Consider the following 16330-nt stretch of genomic DNA (forward strand, 5'->3'; position numbering starts at 1 on the left):
TATCCCAAAAATAAGAAAACCTGTCCAAGGACAGGCTTTCACAATTTTTTCATGAGCAATTTTAATCGTTTAAGAACTCTTCGCCAAAATTAAAGGTAAGCGAGAAGCGCAATGTATTTTCCAAGGGATTCCTCACTTGTGCAGTAGAGAAGAGATACGAAAGATCTATTTGAGCGGATTTAAATTTGAATCCGGCACCCAAGGTAAAGAACTGTCTAGCTCCTTTGACCTCACTTTCGTTAAAGTACCCTGCACGAAGCATAAAAGCTTCCATATATTTATACTCGGCCCCTAAAGACCAGGTGACTTCTTTAAGTTCTTCACTAAATCCATCTGGAGCATCGCCCAGAGATTCAAATACACCACTGAAGAACCCTATTTGTTGATACTCATCATTGTCTTCCGCCGTGATCAGTCCATCTCCAGTGAAATCACGAGGTGTGGGAACCAGCAGTTTATTGAATTCAGTATGAAGTCCCAAGACATTGTCCTGATCAAAAATGAAGTCAAAACCTGCTCCAAATTTTAAATTGGTAGGCAAGAAGTTCTCTTGACCTCCTTCATCATATTGGATTTTACCACCCAAGTTGGAAATATTGAAACCGGCTCTCCATCGCCCGTCAAAACTTTCATATGCTATTTCGCGGGACCGGTAAAAACCAGCAATGTCCACAGCAAAGGAATTGGCTGCCTGGGAATCCTGTGCTCCATCCTGAAATCTTAGGTTGGAACTGATAAACCGTCCAGCCACTGCCATGGAAAAGGTCTGGCTTAATTTTAAGGAATAGGAACCATCTACTGCAAATTCGTTGGGTTTAACCAACGTGGGGTCCTCATCAATGGTCTGTCTCAATTCAATTTCTCCCAAACCAAAATACCGAATACTAAAAGCAAAGGCACTTCGATCGTTGACTTTGTTATAAACACTTGCATTTAGTAGGGAAACATCGTTGACAATACTTTCCAAGTAAGGGGTATAACTTAGCCCCACTCCTGTTTTTTGGGTTGCGAAAGCAAATTTTGCGGGGTTCCATTGTTGGGAGAATGCATCAAAGGATGTCGCTACTCCCATATCCCCCATACCAGAGGCTCGGGCATCCGAGGCTATGGTTAAGAATGGAACTGCAGTTGTAATTACTCTTTCTTGCTGCGCGTTCATCCTAGGGGCAAGGGTAAGAAGCACCACCAATATTAGTAACTTTTTCATTTTTTGTTTTTAGCGTTTAGTTAACTATGAGGTCCGTGATATGCCATAAAATATCATTGGACGTATTACATGTAAACGGCCATTTCCTTAAATTCTTATGTGTACACCTTGTTTTTTTAACGAATTTTTGACCTCCATGGATGGAGGGTAAGCTACGCTTGACATTTAAAAAGACCAAAAGCGTTAAAAGCACAAGAATCCATACTAATTTTGCACCTTTGGCGTTTAATCAATAGCGAATGCCCGTAGGATGGTTGCAACAATTATTTTGCGAGCACAAAATATTATGGTGAAAACATCGTTTTAAAGCCATTGAAAGGATTTAATATCAAAATCAAATTAAAGTAGCTAGGGGATAAAAGCCCTTATTTTTAAAGTACTCAAGCCCAAATTATGAAAAAACATCTTATCAAAGTTGTACTTTCTAGCGCTATCATAGTAGGAAGTTTTACCAGTTGTAAAAATTCCTCATCCTCTTCTTCTTCCAAAAACATCTCAAGAGCCACGGGTTGGAAGATCAATGCCAAAGAGGGTGGGTTTCAATACAAAACGGACTTCAAAGAACAAGAAACTCCGCCGGGAACTGTATTTATTGAAGGTGGAACCTTTACCAAGGGTAAGGTTCAGGATGATATCATGCACGACTGGAACAATACCCCTACCCAACAGCACGTACAGTCCTTTTATATGGACGAAACAGAGGTTACCAATGTAATGTATCTTGAATATTTGGACTATTTGAAGGCAGTATATCCTCCTGACAATCCGAATTACAGGAACATCTACAATGGTGCTTTGCCAGATACTTTGGTTTGGAGAAACCGATTGGGCTTCAATGAGACTATGACAAACAACTACCTAAGACACCCTGCCTATGCGGAATATCCGGTGGTTGGTGTAAATTGGGTACAAGCAGCACAGTATGCAGAATGGAGAACCGACAGGGTTAACGAGCATATGCTGGAGCGGGAAGGCTACTTGGCCCAGGATGCAAAGTACCAGGTTTTAAGTGGTGATATAGGAGGCACTTTCAGTACGGAAGCCTATTTGAACAATCCAGAATCTGTATATGGTGGGCAAATTGATTCCCTTCAAGGAAAGCAAAAGCGTGATTCCATCAGTGTATTTGCCAAAAGAAGCAGTGGTGTTATTATGCCAGAATATCGTCTTCCAACTGAAACCGAGTGGGAATACGCAGCACAGGCACTTATTGGTTCTAGGGAATACAACAACTATAGAGGTAGAAAAAAATATCCATGGGAAGGTGATTACACCAGAAATGGACAACGTGTGGGCCGAGGAGATCAGTTGGCCAACTTTAAACAGGCCAAAGGTGACTACGGTGGTATTGCCGGATGGTCCGATGACGGTGCTGATATAACAGCCGAGGTGAAGTCTTACAAACCTAACGATTTTGGTCTGTACGATATGGCTGGTAACGTTTCCGAATGGGTGGCTGACGTATACCGACCCATTGTGGATGATGAAATTAGCGACTTCAACTATTACCGTGGAAATATTTTCCTTAAAAAAGCCATTGGCGATGATGGGAAAGTAAAAGTCCTTAGGGATGAAATCAAATACGATACACTTCCCAATGGTAAAATTGTAGCCATTAATTTACCCGGTGAGATTGAAATGGTACCGGTTACTGACGAAGAAACCTATTTGAGGACAAATTTTGATTCCAGTGACAACAGAGGATACCGCGATGGTGATCCAGGTTCTTCCAGATTCTTCCAAAGATTTAGTGATGAATCAGATAACCGAAAGATGTATGACTCACCCAAACATAAAGTAGAGCGTGATTCCACTGGTAAATTGATTCGCCAGTATGACACCTCCAACTACAGAACTTCCTTGATCAACGATGAAGTTAGAGTGTACAAAGGTGGATCCTGGAGAGACAGAGCATTTTGGTTAGATCCAGCACAACGTAGATACATGCCACAATACATGGCAACCGATGATATCGGATTTAGATGCGCAATGTCCAGAGTGGGCTCCAAATCCAAATCGAAAAACAAAACTGTACGACATAAGAAAGCTAGGTAATAGCTGCTGATAATATTAAAGAAGCCTCGATTAAAATCGAGGCTTTTTTTTATCTTCGATTTATGACTTTGGAACAACTTTACCTCCTTTTTTTGGAGTACCCCGTTATCTGCACAGATACTAGAAAAATCACGGAAAATTGCCTGTTCTTTGCCTTAAAGGGGCCCAATTTCAATGGAAACGCCTTTACCAACGAAGCCTTGAACAAAGGGGCTTCTTATGCCATTATTGATGAAGAGGAGCACAATACCTCAGATAAAAGCATTGTAGTAGAGGATGTATTAACCACCATGCAAAATCTGGCCACGCTGCACCGTCAATCCTGTCAGGCCAAGGTAATAGCACTAACCGGAAGTAATGGAAAAACCACTACCAAAGAGCTTATTAACGTGGTACTATCCAAGCAATACAGAACCATTGCCACTCTAGGAAATTTAAATAATCACATTGGAGTGCCCCTCACCTTATTGTCCATTACGGAAGACACGGAAATAGCAATTGTGGAAATGGGAGCCAACCATAAAAAGGAAATAGCCCAACTCTGTGAGATTGCACAACCTGACTTCGGTTACATTACCAACTTTGGCAAAGCACATTTGGAAGGTTTTGGGGGTGTAGAAGGGGTCATACAGGGTAAAAGTGAACTCTACGACCATTTAATGGCTCAGAACAAGTACATTTTTTTGAATGCGGATGACCCCATCCAACTTGAGAAATTGGGCTGCTACATCAAAAAGTTCGGATTTAGCGGAGACAATCCCCAATATTTCAACATCAAATTCAAAAATGCAGACCCCTTTGTGGCATTAGAGTTTGAAGATATGAAGGTGGATACCCAACTGGTGGGAAAATATAATTTCCCAAATGCTTGCGCAGCTATAACCATGGGCAAATACTTTAATGTTCCTGCCACAGACATCAAGGACGCTCTGGAAACTTATCAACCAAAGAACAACCGATCACAGGTGCTTGAACAAAACGGATATCAGATTATCCTGGATGCGTACAACGCCAATCCCACAAGTATGAAGGCAGCTCTTGAAAATTTCAAGAATATGGATGCGGAAACCAAAACCTTGGTACTTGGAGACATGTTTGAGTTGGGCCAAGATGCTGAAAAGGAACACCAGGGAATAGCCAATTTAGCCAGCGAGATGGGATTTGAGGATGTCTTTCTGGTTGGAGAAAATTTTTGGAAAGTGGATTCCCCCTTTCAGAAATTCAAGAATTTTGACAATCTTAAAAGTGCTATTGAGGTGAGCTCACCCAAAAAAGGAAGTATTCTTATCAAGGGGTCTCGAGGGATGGCTTTGGAAAGGGTATTGGCTTTTTTATAGTCCAATTTTCCTGTAATCAGAACTTTCCAAAACTTTGGTGGGATATACTGGATTCGAACCAGTGACCTCTGCCCTGTCAAGGCAGCGCTCTAAACCAACTGAGCTAATATCCCTAAAAAGCGCTGCAATATCGGAAAATTGTTACCAATCTCCATATTCTGCAGAATTCTTTTGCGTTTCGTGCAAGGTAATGTGAAGTAACTGGCCTTCATCCAACTTGGGCTTTAGAATATCATAGATTACCTTGACAAAATATTCGGTTGTTGGAAGTCCATGACTAAATTCGGGACAATCCTCATTGAGATTTTTATGGTCAAAGCGTTCCTCAATCTCATCACGAACCAAAGTTCCAAGTACAGCCAAATCCATCACAAAACCCGTATCCGAATCCACTTCTCCCCTAACACGCACCTCTAAATCAAAGTTGTGTCCATGATAGGTGGGGCTATTGCATTTTCCAAAAACAGCAACATTCTTCTCATCACTCCAATTGGGATTATGCAGTCTGTGGGCCGCATTAAAGTGCGCTTTTCTACAAATTGTGGCAATCATAGTGCAAAGCAACTAAAAAGATGGGATAAGAACCAGTTTTAGGCATAAAAAAAGAGCTGCAATAAGCAGCTCTTTTTCATTGTTAATTCAATTGTTATGAACAAATATTCAAAACTATCTCCCCTGGTGTTGGACCAGGTCCGCCTGCCGCAGCGGTTTCGCCCGAAGGTGCCAAAAGTTCAAAAACATGCTCTTCTTCAAAAGCGCCAGGTGTATAGGTAAACACCAGCTCTGTGGTACCATCCGGAACCGAAATGGTAAAAGAGGCAGCGCTGCCCCCGGCAATGGTATACTGGGTATCAGTTCCATCTATGGTCACTGTAATAAAAGCTCCATCCCAACCATCACCATACAAATCCGTAAGATTTAACTCATAATCTCCAATTACAGGGGTAACTGGAATACAGTTGATCCCGGCGGAATAGGCAAATGGAGAGGAGAAGAACGACCCGTTGGCCACTGTTCCCGCTGCTCTATTGGTAAAAACCCTTCCGTCTGTAAGTTGTGCTTCCAATCTAAAGCTAATGGCATCACCGCCATCCACAATCCCAGAATCTGTTCCGGTTCCCGTCAACGCTTCGCTCAATGACACTATCAAATCTGCCCTTGGGAATCCAAAAGGCCCTTCACTAAAGGCCGATGCTGGAATAGTTGCAACTTGGGCTTCACTGGACGAAAGGTCATTGTCATCCACTACGGTATTGTCCACAAATTGGGCAAATACCCTAACCTCTGATAGTAGCTGCCCCCCTTCTGAATCCTGGGCTTCCAGAGTTACACCAAAAGTAGATGACGGATCCAACAGGTTATAGGTAGTGCTCAAGTTGGCAACCGTTCTAAGAACAAGGCCACGCTCTACAGTTTGCAGGACTTCATCCACTATTTTTTCCTCGGAACAGGACATTGCGGTGACCAATCCCATAGCGAGCAATATATATATTTTTAGTTTTCTCATGATTCTTGTTTTATAAGACATTGCTGTTATTAATTTGATCTTGGGAATGCTGGTCCCGCTGGATTATTATCCCAAAACACCTGCACCGAAAGGTTGGTTTTCTGGGTAATATTGGAGTTCGATGTTACGGCCTGATTAGGATAAAACATAGATCTGGGGAAACTTCCCGGATCAGGTTCCCTATTGGGCTGCAAAGTGCTTGGAAAACCGGTTCTCCTATAAAAGTTATAGGTCTCTATCCCATTTCCGTAATGGGCTACAAAGTAGTTTTCCGCCAAAATGTTCCATTGATCATCCCCTGAAGCTGCACCAAAGTCGGTCACAACCGTATTGATAAAGTCGGTCACATCTGTTGCAGAAGGTTCAAAAGATAGATCAGCATTGGGATCCACAGAAACTGCAGCTCTTACTTTGGCAATTTGTTTGGTCATTCCAGCCTCCAAGAAAGTTTGGGCTGTGGCAGCATCACCTTGAGCCAAAGCCATTTCAGCTCTCCAGAAATCCACCATAAAAGCATTCAATATAAGCGTTGCACCAAGACCATTGCCTCCATTGGACAGTGGGTCTGTTGGCTGTGCCACCGGACTGAAACTGTCATCATCAAATCGCCCTCCAACAGGGTAAACACCCCATGTGGTGCGCACCGGTCCGTCTGGTGGGGTTCCTTCGTCATCCCCATGATCTCTGCCCCAATACCCATTGGGCAGGTTACAAAAAGTGAATCCGCCGTTAGTATAATGCAAGGGTGGTGTCTGTAAGGAACATCTTAAGGTTTGCTCATCTGGATCCGCCTCCTGTCCTGGTACCTCATTGGTTTGCCTGTAGAAATAGTACCGCATTCTTGGATCATCGTTTACCATCATCTGGTTCATTAACCAGTTACCCTGATAGTCTCCCGGACCATTGGACACATAGTTTAACCCATATCTTGGGTGCCTATTATCTGGATTGGAAGCGCTTGTTCCAGCCCAAATAAATTCCAAGTCGTCTGCCGTATCTGTAATATAATCCCCAGAGGCCACAATTGCATTAAAGGCTGCAATAGCACCTGGATCCACCAAACGGGTCTGAAGATATAACTTCATCTTCAAGGTATTGGCTGCTTTCACCCATTTTGTATAGTCGTTATTGTAAAACAACTCTACCGCAGGGTTGGCCGAGGTTATATTGGTAAAATTGACTATGGCCTGATCTAACAAAGCTTGAGCTGCTTCATAAACCGATTGGCCGCTATCTAGTTTCGCATTTACAATGGCCGGGGCCTGAACGGCTTCGGTATACGGAATATCTCCGAAGAAATCCACCAAAGAAGAGATAATGTAGGCTTCTATAAATTGGGCAATTCCCAGATGTCGGGTCTGCCCAGCCTCTACTGCCAATGGGGTCATCAGCCTAATATCGAATAGTATACCACGATAGGCATTGTCCCATTCATCATCCACATCACTATCTTGATAGGTACTTTCATAGTCCCTACTTTGCATGGACACCAAACGGGTAAGTTCCATTCCAAGTGGTGACAATCCATCACCAAATTGGAAACCACCTGTAACCCAATTATCATTAGGGTCACCTGCTACATCACCATCCAAATGTCTTGCAAAATCCTCTTGAATGGATGTTATGAAGAAATCAGGGGCTGCCTCACTTGGTGTTAAAAAGTTAGGATCATTGGTACCTTCCAACTCCGTTACTTCACAGGAAGTCAAAGCCAAAAGTCCCACAAATAGACCCAAAATGCTATGTTTACTTCTTATTTTCATCTTTAATTTTTTTTAGAAAGTTGCTTTTACACTGAATCCATATCTTCTGGAACTTGGTCCGTTCAGAAATTCAAAACCAAATCCATTACCTACACCTGTACCGGACGTATTGGGGTCAAAATTGGCCCCGTTCGGAGTATTGATTGCATCATACCAAAGATTGAATCCTGAAACGGTAAAGGACAGTGATCCAAAAGGTGTGTCTTCCAAGAACTTTTTTGGAAGGGCGTAACCCAATGTAACTTCTTGCAAACGCAGTACTGTGGCATCAAATACCTGCAGTTCTGAAATATTTCCTAGGATGTTGTTGAAATAATAATCGGAATTGTTGATCTGTACATCGTTCACTCTACCATCGCTCTGCTGAACGCCAGGAAGTACAAATGTGTTTTCACGATCCAAGGTCTCTACAATAAGTCCTCTTCCCAACAAGGTTGAAATGGTACTGGACCAGATATCCCCTCCTTGCGTCCAATTGAACTGGAACCCAAGGCTGAAGTTCTTGTAGGAGATGGTATTGTTGATGTTGGCCACAAAATCTGGATTGGGATCACCAATTACCCCATCTTGTGAATCCTGCACGTAATCCCCAATGGCGTTTACCACATAGTTTCCGGCTTGGTCCCTTAAAATACGTGTTCCATAAATAACCCCTAATGGCTGTCCTTCAATGGCGGCGTTTCCAAGGTTTCCAAATCCAGAGTATACGATCAAGTCTGTTTCCTGACCTAAATCCGTAACCTCAGACTCGTTGGCTGTAAAGTTGACATTGGTATTCCAATTAAATCCACCTTCTTCCTGGCTTCTGAAGAAATTAAGACCTAAATCCACTTCAACACCCTGTCCTTTTATTTCACCCACGTTGGTATTTGTTCTAAAATAACCGGATGAAGGATCTAGCGGTTGCTGTACGATCAAATCTGTAGTGGTACGTTCATAAATGGAGGCATCCAGGGTAATCCTACCATCCCACCATCTCGATTCAATACCCAGCTCAATTTCATCCACACGCTCCGGTTTTAGATCCGGGTTACCCAAGGTAAGCGGACTTGTGTTGGAAACGATAGTGTTGCCCTGTGGATCCAGATGATCTTGGGTATCCAAAATCAACCTATTGGCCACTGGGAAATTGTCAGAATTAGCATCTGGAAATCCTGCAGAGGTTCCGTATCCGGCCCTGATCTTCAAATAGTTCAGGACATTCTCACTCTTAAGCCCATCTATAGCTGTTGTAGGAACAAACGAAAGACTCGCGCTGGGATAGAACAAGGCTCTATTGTCAGTAGAAAGGTTGGACACCCAATCGTTTCTACCTGCTACCGTCAAGTATAGGAAGTTATCGTAATCAACTTCTACCTGGCCATAAAAGCCAACTAGGTTTCTATCAGAAGTTAGCTGAATCTCATTTTGGTTCAAGAAATTGAAATGCCTAAGCACCCCAAAAACCTGTTGTGCATCACTGGCAATACCGTTCTGGATGAACACTTCCCTTCTTCCATTGACACCAAGGTTAAAGGTGGTGCCAATTTTTTCGGTGATATCATAGTCGCCATTCAATGCAAGGTTATGATCCCAAATGGTATTGGTGTTGTTCCAAGTTTCATAGATTCCGCTAGCCAATCTGGGCTGAGGAACGTTACCGTTGATACCTCCTTTATTCTGATAATTGAGGTTGTTCTCGCTATACACATCCAATCCAACCCTATAGATAAGGTTTAGGTTATCGTTAAACTGGAATTGGGCGGCCATATTGCCAAAAACCCTGTTGGTCTCCTGTTCGGTACCGGCATTGTTTACGGTCCATAACGGATGCTGAATGTCATTTCCATTCCTGTAGTAAATACTTCTACCATCTATTGGACTCTGAAATGGCAGTCCTACCACATCTATACTTCTTGGTGTAAAGAACAAATCCCCAAAAACTGAAGATCCAGAGCCAGTTGCTCCGTTACCTTGACTAAGAGCAATCGGTGGAGAAATGAACTTGGTACGGGAATAGTTCATGGTTCCGGAAATGGTAAACTTGTTACTTAAAATAGCTCGTCCTCCAACACCAAAATTATTTCTGTTGAGGCTATTTCCGGGGGTAAACCCGATATCTTTCAAATGTCCATAGTTTGCGTTGTAGGATACCTTACCATCTTCAGAAGCGCCACTGGCATTGATGGATAGGTTGGTAACCGTTCCCGTTTTGAAGAAATCCCCAAAACTATCATAAGGTCTCCAATCGTATCTAGCATTGGCAAACTCCGGGAAGGCTTGTTGTCCCGCCGCAGATATAGAATATGGGTGTGGCAAAGTTCCTTCCGAATCAAAGGCAGAGCTGTTACCCCAGCCCGAGATACCATCCCGGTCAAAACTAGGTCCCCAGTTACTGAAGAACCATCCGAAGGATTGGTCAAAACCGTTTCCGTACTGATTTTGGTATTCCGGAGTTGAAGCTATCTCATTAAAGAAAATGGAGGAATTCACGGTGATTTCCGTTTTCTTCACCCCTTGCCCGCCTGAACCGGCCTTGGTGGTAATTAAGATTACCCCATTTCTACCCAGGGATCCATAGAGCGTTGAGGCCGCTAGACCCTTAAGAACGTTTACACTTTCTATGCTGTTTGGGTCCAAATCCAAGAATCGGCTGGATCCATTGTTACCGTTAATAAAATCCTGTCGGTCTCCTTGTCGTCCAGATGCATTGGTATCGCCGTTAAAGGGAACCCCATCCACAATGAACAAGGGTTGGTTACTCTGGCTAAAGGAGTTGTAACCCCGGATGATAATATTGGTACCAGAACCCGAGAGTCCACTTTGTTGGGTAATATTCACCCCAGATGCCTTTCCTATTAGCACCCTACCTAAATCACCTTCGGCCTTGTCCTCAAGCTGTTCAGAACTTACCTCGGCTACAGCGTAACCCAAGGCTTGTTTCTCCCTCTTAATACCTAAAGCCGTTACAACGACTTCTTCAAGTGCCTGGGCATCTTCCTCCATTTGAAGGTTGATTACGTTCTGTGCACCCACGGTACGTCTTGCGGTTCTTTGGCCCAAATAGGTGTAGACCAAGATCTGGCCCACGCTGGCCTCGATGGAGTAGTTACCATCAAAATCTGACTGGGTCCCTGTTGTGGTACCCTCTACAACAATGTTGACGCCAGGCAGTGGAATTCCGGTCTGATCAATGATCGTCCCTGTAATTGTCTTTTCTTGGGACTGGACAGTGGTAATGCACAAAAGCACGAACACAAGTGTCCCAAATAGCTGTTTTACTTTCATAGAGTTAGCAGTTTTATTAGAAAATATTGAGTCAGTGCAACTGAGAAAGGTAGGCGGGAGAAGGTGGTATTGATAGCTAATTCAAATAATACTCCCTAACACGAAAACAAAACTTAATGGAAAGTTTTTATTAGAAGGTAGTAAGGCCTCTCACCGCCTTACCTTTACAATTGCAATGACAAAACAATTATATGGGGGATTATTAGGGGTACTTCTAAAACGGGACGTACAACAAAACCATCGTAGCCCAACCAAACGAACCCTTTTTAACATATTCTTGTGAAGAAGGAAGCCTTTAAAAGGTTTCTTAAAATTTAACATATCCCAATTACCATAAACCGTATGGTGTATGAATTGGACAGAACATCAAGGCAGGTGCTTTAGGACCGTGAAGCAGGGCCTTTGTATTTTAAAAAAGGGGAGAATGTTACGTGAATCAGGAAGCGAAACTACCAGTCAAAGACCTAAAATCGTTAGGGCACACACCTGTTTCCTTTTTAAAGGCGGAGTAAAAACTGGTTTTACTATTAAAGCCAACTTCATACATCACTGCCTTTACACTTAGAAAGGGTTGGTTAAGCAAAAGGTCTTTGGCCTCAGCGATTCGATATTGATTGATCAAGGAATAAAAATTCTTGGATATATATTCGTTTAATACTTGGGAAACCTTATATCTATCCTTATTTATATAGGCCGAAAGGTCATTAAGGCAAAGCGTGTTGCTTTTGTAGATTTTATCGAATTCGAAAGCATGTCTTATCTTCTCCCGGATATCTATGGCCTCTTGCAACGTCAATCCTGATTTCACATATTTGCATGCCATTGATGTTCCAATGTACTTGGATGGTGCACGCCTTAGTGAAAATATGTCCAAAATCAACTTTCGCATTTAGACTGGATTTAACGTATCCTTTACCTCAAGTTCCTCCAAAATCCTCTTTTGGAAGTTTTTTCCGATAAGGTTTTACGTAAATACTCTTCGGGAAGATTTACCGTTTTTTGCATAATGCCTATAATTCCTATAGGAAAATAGACTTCCTGTTTGGAAAGAAAATTTTAAAAATTGTTTGATCAGTTACCCTGAAGGTTCTCCTTGGTGAATATTTCCAAGGCCATTAATTGATTGATTCTAACCTCAGTGTTCGCAATCAACTTATCGTAAAAAGCTTGAAGAGCGAGTTCACCTTGCTTACTTGGATTTTGATCAATAATGAAGTCGATGGTGTTACGAACAAGGCATGATTTATTTTCGTTAATCAAATCAAAGCCCACCGTTCTTCGATGGCCTTCAAATCCATTTAAATCTTTGACCAGCTGATGAGCCCGTGAATTAGGAATAAAAATGTGGACAGGACCTGTATTCATATCCTCATTTATCCGAATCAAGAATTCATGTACCCCGTGAGATAAGTCAATATCATGAATAAGTCTGGTATCATGACCATTGTCCTTATAATAATCCCGAAACCCCTTGATACGTTCCTCTATAGTTTTATTGAGGCTATCAAAATCAAAAAATCGGGCGATATACGCTTTATGGCCATTTGGAAATCCCAAGTTGAGTAATTTGGCAGCCAAATACCCAGCCTGGAAGGAATCTTGACCAATAAAGGCCAAAGGCTTGGAAGTTTCAAGATTGGAATCCACATAAACATAGGGAATATCACGATTATCCAAGGTCCGGGTCAAACGACTAATCTCGTCCTCCACCAAGGGCGCCAAAATAACACCATCTGGTTCCGAGTCCAACATCTGTTGGGTCTGACGCAACAATGAGACTTCGCTATGTCGATCAAAGGTGAAAAACTCAGGATGGATGCCAAGGGATGCATACCGTTCTGCCGTTTTGTTTATGGCATGGTTAAGCGTACTCCAATACTCATTGTCCTTGGGTAGGCGTACGGCAATGCGATATATCTTGTTGAGCTTGAGGCTTCGGGCATAAACGTTTGTTGTATAATTGCCTTCATTGGCAATTTTCAAGACAAGTTCCTTGGTTTTGGCAGCTACCTCTCCCCGATTGTGGAGCACTCTATCCACCGTTCCTATGGAAACCCCTGCTCTTTTAGCTATTTCTTTGATTGTAATCCGCTTCATTCTCTAAAAAAAGAAAAAAATCCTTTTAAAATTGATTGCAATATACTACTTTTGAATTTCTCCGTGTAGGTACACGGAATAATTTTGAAGGCTTTGCCTTATTTTTTTAAATCACTTTCGTGTACGTTAACGAAATAACTAATACCAATATGAAGAAAGTAGTGACATTTGGGGAAATCATGCTCAGATTGGCCCCTCCAGGATTTTTAAGGTTTTCACAAGCCAATTCCTTTGATGTAATTTATGGTGGCGGAGAATCCAACGTTGCAGTCTCCCTGGCCAATTATGGGATTCCGGTGGATTTTGTAACCCGGCTGCCTAAAAATGACATTGGTGATTGTGCTTTGATGGAAATGCGAAAAAGAGGGGTTAATACCCAAAACATCATTTTTGGCGGTGATCGCCTAGGCATTTATTTTTTGGAAACAGGTGCGGTAAGCAGAGGCAGTAAAGTTGTTTATGATAGAGCACACTCTGCCATGTCTGAAATTGAACCCGGCATGGTGGATTGGAAAGCCGTCTTCAAAGATGCGCAATGGTTCCACTGGACGGGGATTACACCTGCTATTTCCCAAGGTGCAGCAGATGCTTGCTTAGAAGCTGTAAAGGTTGCCAGCGAAATGGGGGTTACCATATCCACAGATCTAAATTATAGAGCCAAATTATGGAAGTACGGGGGTGATCGTGAAGCCATCATGACTGAACTTACCTCCTATTGTGATATCATCTTAGGTAATGAAGAAGATGCCGAAATGCACTTTGGAATCAAACCTGAAGGTATAAGCGTACAGACAGAGGGACATCAGGTTAAAGCCGAGGCTTTCCTATCTGTGTGCCAACAAATGATGACCAAATTCCCAAAGGCACAAAAGGTTATTACTACCTTAAGGGGATCCATTTCTGCCTCTCACAATACATGGGCGGGGGTTCTTTACAACGGTAAAAAAATGTATGAAACCACGCAATATCAAATTACAGATATTGTAGATCGCGTAGGGGGAGGCGATTCTTTTATGGGCGGTTTAATCTATGGACTGCTCACCTATCCGAGTGATGACCAAAATGCCCTTGATTTTGCAGTGGCGGCTTCCTGCTTAAAACATACAATCAAAGGAGATGCCAATTTGGTTTCTGTTGCCGAAGTGGAAAAACTAATGGGCGGCGATGCCTCTGGAAGGGTAGCTCGATAAAAACAAAATCCAATGGCAAGATTTACTAGAATAGACGTAGCAATTCAGATGAAGGAAACCGGGATGGTTCCGGTTTTTTATCATAGTGACATAGAGATTTGCAAGAAAGTACTAAAAGCCTGTTACCAAGGTGGTGCAAGAGTTTTTGAGTTCACCAACCGTGGTGATTTTGCTCATGAGGTCTTTACGGAGTTGGTAAAATTTGCTGCTAAGGAAACTCCCGAAATGATCTTGGGAATCGGCTCAGTGGTTGATGCCGGTACCACGTCCCTGTATATTCAATCAGGGGCCAATTTTGTGGTTTCCCCTGTGTTGAATCCCGAAATGGCCAAAGTCTGCAATAGGCGTAAAATTGGATGGTCACCCGGGTGTGGTTCCTTGACAGAAATCTCATATGCTGAGGAATTGGGAGCTGAAGTAGTCAAAATTTTTCCTGGATCCCAAGTAGGTGGACCTTCATTTGTAAAAGCGGTAAAAGGACCTTTTCCTTGGTCCAGTATCATGCCCACAGGCGGAGTAGCGCCTACAATAGAAAATCTAACGGCTTGGTTTGACGCAGGAGTTCACTGCGTGGGTATGGGCTCAAAGCTTTTCGTGAAAAACGAAGCGGGAGAATTTGACTATGCAGGATTGACTAAAAAAGTTACAGAAACACTTGATATCATTAAAGCGATCAAATCCAAATAGGTATTTACATTTTTAAGATTATCAAATAAGAAAATCCCGATATATATCGGGATTTTTTTGTGGGCGCGAAGGGATTCCGTTTATCCTGAAATCCGATAACCTGCCAAATGACCCGAGTACAGGATGTAAACCCAGTATTTCATATGTGCTACAGGCAAACAAAAAAAACCTCAACATAAAGTGCTGAGGTTTTCTTTAAAGTAGTGGGCGCGAAGGGATTCGGTTTATCCCGAACCAGCTTCGGGAAACCCCTGATGCTCTGAACGACCTTATCTCCGGCTGATCAACCTTTCAATCATCACCCTGCTCTTCCATTTCTTTATTTGCAACTCTCGCTTTACGGCCTCGGTCTTTGTGCCAAAAGATTCCTGATATTTCAATACCCAGTCCTTGGCATTCGACGTAAAACCTTTGTGATTTGCCAAATGCCTTCGTAACCGACCTTCAATGTCCTGGGTCGAACCCACATAGTATTTGTCCAAATGACCCGAATACAGGATGTAAACCCAGTATTTCATATGTGCTAGAGGCAAACAAAAAAACCTCAGCATAAAGTGCTGAGGTTTTCTTTAAAGTAGTGGGCGCGAAGGGATTCGAACCTAATTCGCCGACCCTTATGTTTATTAAGCTTCTCCTTGCTTATGTTTTGTTACTAACCGAATTACAGACCGTTTATAATAATCTGCCTTCGTAGACTTCAAAATTAATCATAATATATTAAATCACTATCCAAATCAAATTGAGTGCTAAAATGTGTCGGGATGACAGGTAGATGTCCAGTCTTCCCAATCTCTTTATTTACAATTACTCCAAAGAATATTCTCTTTTAAGGTAACCGAACAGGTAACTTTTTATTTGATCTAACTTGCGTTAAATTAACTTCAAGATAGGAAAATAAATCAAAAAAAATGAGATTGATGTTCGCATGCTTCAATACTAAGTTCTTGTAGCCTTCCCCAAAAATATGACAGTTTAAAATTCAGATTTTCTAACTTTAAATTTTAACTGTCAGATGAAGAAAAGCAAGTTTACCGAGGGCCAGATCATCAAGGCTCTGAAAGAGAACGAAGAGGGCCGCAAGGTGGGTGATATATCCTGTGAGATGGGCATTGACACCAGCACTTTTTATTATTGGAGGAAGAAGTACGGGGGGGCATGGAGGTTGCCCACATGAAGCGTTTGAAGGAGCTGGAGGAGGAGAACCGTAAGCTCAAGCAGAT

General features: G+C 42.4%; 12 protein-coding genes, 1 tRNA gene and 1 pseudogene. 5 read left to right on the forward strand and 9 right to left on the reverse strand.

Features of this window, described 5'->3' with window-relative positions; genetic code table 11:
* Nucleotides 1-61: 61 nt before the first annotated feature.
* A complete protein-coding gene (gene porV, locus FGG15_RS08850; RefSeq protein ID WP_138835294.1) occupies nt 62-1207 on the reverse strand; it encodes a type IX secretion system outer membrane channel protein PorV in 1146 nt (381 codons plus the stop codon).
* Between the two features lie 393 nt (nt 1208-1600).
* Here porV and gldJ point away from each other — a divergent pair, with 393 nt between their 5' ends.
* Nucleotides 1601-3262 carry a gliding motility lipoprotein GldJ gene (gldJ, locus tag FGG15_RS08855; RefSeq protein WP_138835296.1) on the forward strand — a complete coding sequence of 554 codons (1662 nt, stop codon included), beginning with the start codon at nt 1601-1603 and terminating at the stop codon, nt 3260-3262.
* 62 nt (nt 3263-3324) lie between these two features.
* Nucleotides 3325-4599, forward strand: coding sequence for a UDP-N-acetylmuramoyl-tripeptide--D-alanyl-D-alanine ligase (locus FGG15_RS08860; protein ID WP_138835298.1), 1275 nt, complete (start codon nt 3325-3327; stop codon nt 4597-4599).
* Nucleotides 4600-4634: 35 nt separating this feature from the next.
* On the opposite strand, the gene FGG15_RS08865 is transcribed toward FGG15_RS08860, so the two are convergent.
* The 7 genes from FGG15_RS08865 to FGG15_RS08895 all read right to left on the reverse strand — a co-directional run bounded on the left by FGG15_RS08865 (nt 4635) and on the right by FGG15_RS08895 (nt 13233).
* Nucleotides 4635-4712: transfer RNA gene (locus FGG15_RS08865), tRNA-Val, on the reverse strand.
* A gap of 28 nt (nt 4713-4740) precedes the next feature.
* Entirely contained in the window at nt 4741-5151 is a 411-nt protein-coding gene (locus FGG15_RS08870; protein WP_138835300.1) for a 6-pyruvoyl trahydropterin synthase family protein, read from the reverse strand.
* 94 nt (nt 5152-5245) lie between these two features.
* On the reverse strand, nt 5246-6106 hold the full coding sequence (locus FGG15_RS08875) for a hypothetical protein (protein ID WP_138835301.1): 861 nt from the start codon (nt 6104-6106) through the stop codon (nt 5246-5248).
* Between the two features lie 29 nt (nt 6107-6135).
* Nucleotides 6136-7869 (reverse strand): SusD/RagB family nutrient-binding outer membrane lipoprotein, encoded by a 1734-nt coding sequence (locus FGG15_RS08880; RefSeq protein ID WP_138835303.1) that lies wholly within the window; start codon nt 7867-7869, stop codon nt 6136-6138.
* A 12-nt stretch (nt 7870-7881) separates the two neighbouring features.
* Nucleotides 7882-11136, reverse strand: coding sequence for a SusC/RagA family TonB-linked outer membrane protein (locus FGG15_RS08885; RefSeq protein WP_138835305.1), 3255 nt, complete (start codon nt 11134-11136; stop codon nt 7882-7884).
* 436 nt (nt 11137-11572) lie between these two features.
* Nucleotides 11573-12025, reverse strand: a complete 453-nt coding sequence (locus FGG15_RS08890) for a helix-turn-helix domain-containing protein (protein ID WP_138835308.1) — start codon at nt 12023-12025, stop codon at nt 11573-11575.
* 182 nt (nt 12026-12207) lie between these two features.
* Nucleotides 12208-13233, reverse strand: a complete 1026-nt coding sequence (locus FGG15_RS08895) for a LacI family DNA-binding transcriptional regulator (protein WP_138835309.1) — start codon at nt 13231-13233, stop codon at nt 12208-12210.
* Between the two features lie 149 nt (nt 13234-13382).
* Between FGG15_RS08895 and FGG15_RS08900 the strand changes: the two genes are divergently transcribed.
* Both FGG15_RS08900 and FGG15_RS08905 read left to right on the forward strand, forming a co-directional pair.
* Complete coding sequence (locus FGG15_RS08900) at nt 13383-14423, forward strand: sugar kinase (RefSeq protein ID WP_138835311.1); 1041 nt, start codon at nt 13383-13385, stop codon at nt 14421-14423.
* A gap of 12 nt (nt 14424-14435) precedes the next feature.
* Entirely contained in the window at nt 14436-15110 is a 675-nt protein-coding gene (locus FGG15_RS08905) for a bifunctional 4-hydroxy-2-oxoglutarate aldolase/2-dehydro-3-deoxy-phosphogluconate aldolase (RefSeq protein WP_138835313.1), read from the forward strand.
* Between the two features lie 269 nt (nt 15111-15379).
* Here FGG15_RS08905 and FGG15_RS08910 read toward each other — a convergent pair whose 3' ends face one another.
* Nucleotides 15380-15628 carry a GIY-YIG nuclease family protein gene (locus FGG15_RS08910; protein WP_138835315.1) on the reverse strand — a complete coding sequence of 83 codons (249 nt, stop codon included), beginning with the start codon at nt 15626-15628 and terminating at the stop codon, nt 15380-15382.
* Between the two features lie 494 nt (nt 15629-16122).
* Between FGG15_RS08910 and FGG15_RS08915 the strand changes: the two are divergent.
* Nucleotides 16123-16330 (forward strand): annotated as a pseudogene (locus FGG15_RS08915) (transposase); the annotation flags it as partial.

Origin of the sequence: Flagellimonas algicola, assembly GCF_005937185.1 — a bacterium.
GTDB classification, from domain to species: Bacteria; Bacteroidota; Bacteroidia; order Flavobacteriales; family Flavobacteriaceae; genus Flagellimonas; species Flagellimonas algicola.